Source organism: Shimia gijangensis (assembly GCF_900142085.1).
GTDB classification, from domain to species: domain Bacteria; phylum Pseudomonadota; class Alphaproteobacteria; order Rhodobacterales; family Rhodobacteraceae; genus Shimia; species Shimia gijangensis.
The window spans coordinates 134,619-140,648 of sequence record NZ_FQZQ01000009.1 but is presented as its reverse complement, the minus strand read 5'-3'; the positions used below and the strand labels follow the sequence as shown (position 1 = coordinate 140,648).

Annotated in this window: 6 protein-coding genes and 2 pseudogenes; 6 read left to right on the top strand and 2 right to left on the bottom strand. The window is 55.1% G+C overall.

The window, feature by feature from the left end:
• Nucleotides 1-164, top strand: a pseudogene (locus BUC32_RS20405) (IS3 family transposase); the annotation flags it as partial.
• A 104-nt stretch (nt 165-268) separates the two neighbouring features.
• A complete protein-coding gene (locus BUC32_RS21215) occupies nt 269-874 on the top strand; it encodes a thermonuclease family protein (protein WP_139280692.1) in 606 nt (201 codons plus the stop codon).
• A 195-nt stretch (nt 875-1,069) separates the two neighbouring features.
• Here the strand turns inward: BUC32_RS21215 and BUC32_RS20190 are convergent, their stop codons facing one another.
• Nucleotides 1,070-1,609, bottom strand: coding sequence for an alcohol dehydrogenase catalytic domain-containing protein (locus BUC32_RS20190; protein WP_245815162.1), 540 nt, complete (start codon nt 1,607-1,609; stop codon nt 1,070-1,072).
• Between the two features lie 15 nt (nt 1,610-1,624).
• Between BUC32_RS20190 and BUC32_RS09885 the strand changes: the two are divergent.
• Nucleotides 1,625-1,753 (top strand): annotated as a pseudogene (locus BUC32_RS09885) (IS3 family transposase); the annotation flags it as partial.
• Nucleotides 1,754-1,818: 65 nt separating this feature from the next.
• Here BUC32_RS09885 and BUC32_RS09880 read toward each other — a convergent pair.
• Entirely contained in the window at nt 1,819-2,853 is a 1,035-nt protein-coding gene (locus tag BUC32_RS09880) for a LacI family DNA-binding transcriptional regulator (RefSeq protein ID WP_073252103.1), read from the bottom strand.
• Nucleotides 2,854-2,980: 127 nt separating this feature from the next.
• On the opposite strand from BUC32_RS09880, the gene BUC32_RS09875 reads away from it, so the two are divergent.
• The 3 genes from BUC32_RS09875 to BUC32_RS09865 are packed head-to-tail and all read left to right on the top strand — an operon-like array spanning nt 2,981 to nt 5,945.
• On the top strand, nt 2,981-4,492 hold the full coding sequence (locus BUC32_RS09875; protein ID WP_073252101.1) for a tripartite tricarboxylate transporter permease: 1,512 nt from the start codon (nt 2,981-2,983) through the stop codon (nt 4,490-4,492).
• Entirely contained in the window at nt 4,489-4,944 is a 456-nt protein-coding gene (locus BUC32_RS09870; RefSeq protein WP_073252099.1) for a tripartite tricarboxylate transporter TctB family protein, read from the top strand. The genes BUC32_RS09875 and BUC32_RS09870 overlap by 4 nt, the downstream gene beginning before the upstream one ends.
• Nucleotides 4,945-4,985: 41 nt before the next feature.
• Nucleotides 4,986-5,945 (top strand): Bug family tripartite tricarboxylate transporter substrate binding protein, encoded by a 960-nt coding sequence (locus tag BUC32_RS09865; RefSeq protein ID WP_073252097.1) that lies wholly within the window; start codon nt 4,986-4,988, stop codon nt 5,943-5,945.
• The last annotated feature ends 85 nt before the right edge of the window (nt 5,946-6,030 follow it).

Sequence of the window (6,030 nt, the reverse complement as noted above, 5' to 3'; positions counted from 1 at the left end):
AAGAACACCGATCTGCATTTTCCATTGAACTGATGTGTCGGGTCATGGTCGTCAGCACGCGTGGATTGCGTGCCTTCCGCAGCCGTCCTGCCAGTCGCAGGCAGCGATCTGATCTGGTGACGCTGGCTCACATCAAGGAACAATCGCGCCTCAGCCTTGGCAGCTAGACGAGCACTTGGGGCGGCACTAAAGCGTGACAGGTCCAAAGTTGCGAAAGCGGCTGAAGAGCGGCATTCAAAATGACTGGGAGCGATCTTTCTACACCAGCATGTTTGAGAGATTTGAGAGAGATGGGATACGCACCCGTCTCACGTCGGCCCAATACAAAAAACTGCACCAACTCCTCAGATTAACGAGCGAAGATAAGATCGCATCTAACGCACCACCGTCCTACACAATCACGTCAAACCTTGGAACCGGTTGGATGTCTTCACGCTATCTTCGTCCTCAGGGGGCTCGCGTTGTTGCCTCAAAGCAAAGCAATAGACGCTCACTCCGCGCATCCGACATACGGGTTATTGATGGCGATACCGTTGATATCCGGGGGCAGACTGCGAATGTGCGTCTGGTTGGATTCAACACGCCTGAAACCAGATCGCCTCAATGCAGTGCCGAGCGTGAAGTTGGCCTTCAGGCCACGGCCCGACTGCGCGGATTGATCCGGAATGCTAAAAACATTGAATTTGAACGCGTGGCTTGCGCGTGTCGTCCGGGTACAGAAGGTACCAGAAAATGCAATTATGGGCGGCAGTGTGGCGTCCTCAAAACGAATGGGGCTGACGTTGGGAGCATTCTGATCTCGGAAGGGCTGGCTGTCCGCTACATTTGCGGGCGTACGAGCTGTCCGCGGCGACCGGGGAACTGGTGTAGATAGCGGAGGGATACGATGGACGGACAGGCTGAAGCCACCCAGTATATCAGGGGAAAGTTCTCCGTAGAGAAAAATGCGCTCAGCTCACTTGCGCCAGTGTTCAAATGGGCTGAAATCAACCCATAACGCCGGAACGTGCATGGTGGAACAATCGGACGACATCCATCACTCACCATGGACGCTTTCGGCCCTTTGCGGTCACTCGACCATGGCCATCATCGCTGCGCTGCGGCCTGTCAAACCTGATGGGGTGGATGGCTCCTGCTCCAACCTGCGTCGCAATGCGCCATAATGCAGGTGTCGATATCTGCTTTTGAGAGGAGCCACCCCATGCAAGTTACCACAGTCGGCGTTGATCTGGCCAAGAACGTTTTTCAAGTTCACGGGATCCGTCAGATCACTATTGATGGTGTAGGCATGACGGGAGTCAACCCGCGTGTATTGGGCAAACCCGCCGTCACACTCGGAGCCGAAATACCAAGGTGGTGTTTGCATGATGCCATCCGCGAAGCGAATGCAAGGTTCAATCAAAACACGTTCACCGACGCGGCTTGCAGCAATATCCGACCCGACTGCTACGATTTCGCCGCAGACATCCGCCCCTTGGATACGGGGAAATTCCAGCGGTTTGCCTGACCATGTCGCATCCGCGTCCTCGGCATCACCTTTGGAATACCAGGCTGTGCGGGTGTTGATGTCGGTATTGTTCACCCCAGCAGCGAGTACGCGCACAATCACGTCGCTTGGCCCCGGTATGCCACCCTCGAATGGGTCGACTGGTTCAATAACCGCCGTCTTCTCGAACCCATCGGGAACATCCCACCAGCTGAAGCAGAAACAAACCTCTACGCTGCTCTGGAAAGATCAGACATGGCCGCGTAAATAAGGCAAATCTGCCTCCGGCAAACCAGGCGAGGTTCAATCGCCTGGTCACTAAGAAACTAAGGTCATCTTAGGGAGATCGCTGGTTTAGTCGTATGTCGTAAAACTCTGGTAAGGTCACACTCATGGCGCCGGATGCTGACCAGATCGTTGCTAATCAATTGGCATATTGTCTCTCCGGAAATCCGGCCAATCTCTTGCGCAGGGATGCGTATGGTCGTGAGGCCCGGTTCCAGATCTGCCGATCCCTTAAAGTCCCCTATACCAATGATCGAAATGTCATCTGGTACGCTCAGCCCAAGCTTTTGCGACGCGAAAACGGCGCCTTGGGCAAGGATATCATTGCCACACAGCAACGCCGTGGGGCGCGTGGTTTGCGAAAGAAGGTCTACGCAAACCTGCTTGGCTTGCGTCAGACTATAAGGTGCTTCTGATTGCCATTCTTGCGGGACGGAAATTTGGGCCTTTTGCAAGACTTGCATCACCCCCTCAAGCCTGCCTTGGGCACGATCATTCCCGGTGGCAGGTGGGAACACCAAACCAATTTCGCGGTGTCCGTAGTCAACAAGATGCTGGGCAGCCAACGCCCCTGCATCCAGGTTCTTTGCCCCCACACAAGAAATCCGGGAGTCATTGTCGAAATTCCACATAGCGATGGTTGGAATTTCCTGCTGCTCGAGCAATTGAAAGGTTTCTTCGGCGTGCTCCAACCCGATCAATGCTACGCCGTCGACCCTGTGTTCCAGAAACTTGCGCATCACGGCATACTCCTTTTCCAGGTCATATCCGTGAGATGCAATCAGGATCGTGAAGCCTTCTTTCTCGACTGTTTCAGAGAAGGCCTGAATCACTTCTGCGAAAATGGCGTGATTGATGGTAGGGACAATCAACCCGATTGTGGCGGACCGTTTTCCGTGCATTGTCTGGGCAGCCCGGTTTCGAATATATCCGAGCCTTCGCACCGCTCGATCAATCTTTTTTCGAGTCGCCGGGTTGACCAACTCTGGGTGATTATAGCTGCGAGACACTGTTGACGGTGACACTTTTGCAGCCTTTGCTACAGCAACAATATCCACCTTATCGTTTTGCTTTTTATACATAAATTTGCCATTTGTTACATAGTTTATGAAAACATTTGCAATACTATTTTCATGCCCTAACCTGATTTGTCAACGATGCTGTGTCTGGCTTTGACGCGGCGCTGACACTGGGTTGGGAGGCCCCTGAATGGAATTCATCTATTACTTTGGCGATGTCTTTTCCCCGGTATCTTTTGCCTTGCTGCTGGTGGGGACAATTGGCGGGCTAATCCTCGGCGCTACGCCCGGTTTGTCGCCAACAATGGCGGTGGCCCTGCTCATTCCGTTCACCTTCCAACTGGAAGCGGCGCAGGGTCTGATCCTGTTGGGGGCGGCCTATACGTCGACCGTGGCCGGTGGAGCCGTAAGCGCCATTCTGTTGAAAATTCCAGGCGCACCGGCAAATATCGCAACCACGCTGGACGGCCACACCATGGCCAAAAAGGGAGATGGCGCAAAGGCTCTGCAACTGTCCTTCCTGTCTTCGGCGGTCGGGGGCGTGTTTGGCGTCTTACTGCTGATCTTTCTCACGCCACTTTTGGCCAAATGGGCGCTGGCTTTTGGTCCCTCGCATCTTTTCTGGCTGGCGATCCTTGGCGTGACCGTAATCGGCTCGCTGGACAGTTCGTCCGTGGTCAAAGGTCTCTTGTCGGGGTGCATTGGCCTGTGGCTCGCCACGATCGGGTTTGACGACATCATGGGTGCACAGCGGTTTATCTTTCACCCCTCACTTGGGGGTGGCATAAACATCATTGCCGCGCTCATCGGGCTGTTCGCCATACCGCAGGTTCTGACCATGTTTGCCAAAGGTCGGCAGGCATCCGGAGCCGAAGTCATCGAGGTCAAAAAACACTCGGTCCTTGACGCCACCAAAGAGATGCTGCGCTGGCCGCGTGCTTTGACGATTGGCACGATTACCGGTTCCATCATCGGTCTGATCCCCGGTGTCGGCGGTCAGATTGCAGGGCTAGTGGCCTATGACCAGACCCGGAAATTCAGCAAACATCGCGAAAAATTTGGCACTGGCCATCCAGAAGGTGTGATTGCGGCAGAGGCGGCTAACAATGCAATGGTTGGCCCGTCGCTGGTGCCGCTTCTCACCCTGTCCATTCCGGGCAGCCCAACGGCGGCAGTGCTGCTGGGTGGCCTTCTGATCCACGGAATTTTCCCCGGTTCTGATCTGTTTGACAATCATCCGGACGTGGCCTGGACCTTTATCAACTCGATGCTGATCGGGCAGATTTTGATGTGCGTGTTTGGTCTGTATGTGGCTGGCATGGCCGCACGGGTCGCACAGGTTCCGCAATCGATTATGGCGGCAGTGGTTCTGGTGTTGTCGGTCTTTGGGGCCTACTCGGTTCAAAGCTCGATGGGCGACGTCTATGTCATGGCCTGCCTGGGTGTCATGATGTACTTTCTTGAACGGTTTGGGTTTTCGGCAGCACCCTTGGTGCTTGGCCTGATCCTCGGCCCTATCGCCGAGGCCAACTTCATCCAAGGGTCGATGATCGCCAACGCCACCGATGGCATGGGCGTCTATTTCCTCGGCGGCACGCTGAACCTATTCCTGATAGCCGTGGTCGTTGCGTCGATTGCCTATTCGGTCTGGATGGAAGTTCGCGTCCAGAAACTTGTCGCCAGAGGGGAGGCAAAGTCATGAGCCGTTTTCAGCATATCATCCCGTCTGGTCTGATCTTTGCAGTTGGGTGTTGGATTGCCTTTGTGAGTTTCACGCAACAGCCCGCCGAAGCCTTTTTGTTTCCACGTCTGATCGCATCCGTGTTTGTCGTGCTCTCTGGCTGGACGTTTGGCAAAGCCCTGTTAGGAAAGTCCCGCGTGGGTGTCGGCATCAACCGCCATATGATCCTCAACCTCACGCCGGGATTGTTCATTGCCGGGATCTACGTGTTCTGGGCGGCAAAATTCTTTGGCTTCTACACGGCCAGCACCGCCGCCTTTTTCATCCTGTTCTCGCTTTACGATCCATCGCCGCATTCTGAGGTCAAAACCTGGGTGCGCAGAGCCATCACGACGGCTGTGTTCATGCTCGTGATGTATGGGCTCTTTTCACTGCTGCTCAAGGTCTACACGCCAAGAGAAATCTTATTCTAAACCGCATTCAAGCGGGCGAAATCCAAGGGAGGAAACGCACTATGAAGAAACTGATCTTAGGGGCCGCGCTGGCCCTCACGGGACTCGCCAGCAGCCTTGCTGCCGAAAGCTATCCGGAACGTCCTATCATGATGATGGTCTCGTACGGGGCCGGGGGTGCCACCGATTTTCAGGCCCGCATCGTCACCATGACCGCAGGCAACGAAGATGCACTGGGAATGCCCATCGCAATCATCAACAAACCCGGTGCTGGTGGGCGCGTAGGCTGGAACTGGTTTGCGTCGCAGGCAGACGCTGATGGTTACACATTGGCAGCCTACAATGTGCCACACTTTATCGCTCAGTCGATCAAGGGCGGCGTGCAATACAGCACTGACAGCTTTGAACCCATCGCCAACTGGGGTGCAGATCCTGCGGTGTTTGTGGTCGGCGCCGACAGCCCGTTCAACTCAATGGCGGATGTCATCGACTACGCCAAGGCCAACCCCGGAAAACTGACGTTCTCGGGTGCGGGTCTGTTCGTGGGGCACCACATCGCAGCGCTTCAAATCGAAAAAGCTGCTGGTGTAAAAATGGCCTATATCCCGACCAAGGGCGGTGGGTCAGCCGCCATGAAAGCCGTCGTTGCGGGCGAGGTCTTGGGCGGCGTGAACAACCTGTCTGATGCTTACCGCGCGGCCTCAAACGGCAGCGTGAAAATCCTCGGAGTGGCCGACCTTGAGCGGAGTGAATTTCTGCCTGACGTTCCCACAATGATGGAACAAGGGTTGGACGTGGATAATTCGAGCGTCAACTTCCGTGGCATCATGGTGCCCAAGGGCACACCGCAGGAGGTCATCGACAAACTTGCCGCCGATGTTCCGAAAATGTTCGAGAATAAGCGCGTTGCATCAAAGATGAGCGCAGGCGGATCGCCCATGCACATCATGACACGCGCCGAAGTTCAGGAAATGTGGGCTGCGCGCCAGGCCACGCTCGAAGAGCTTCTGAAAGGCCTCTGAGCGTTTCAAACCAAATCAAGGCAGGGCAAGCGTTTGCCCTGCCGGCCTAACCTAGAAGGATACCGGACGTGGCAAACGACCTTGA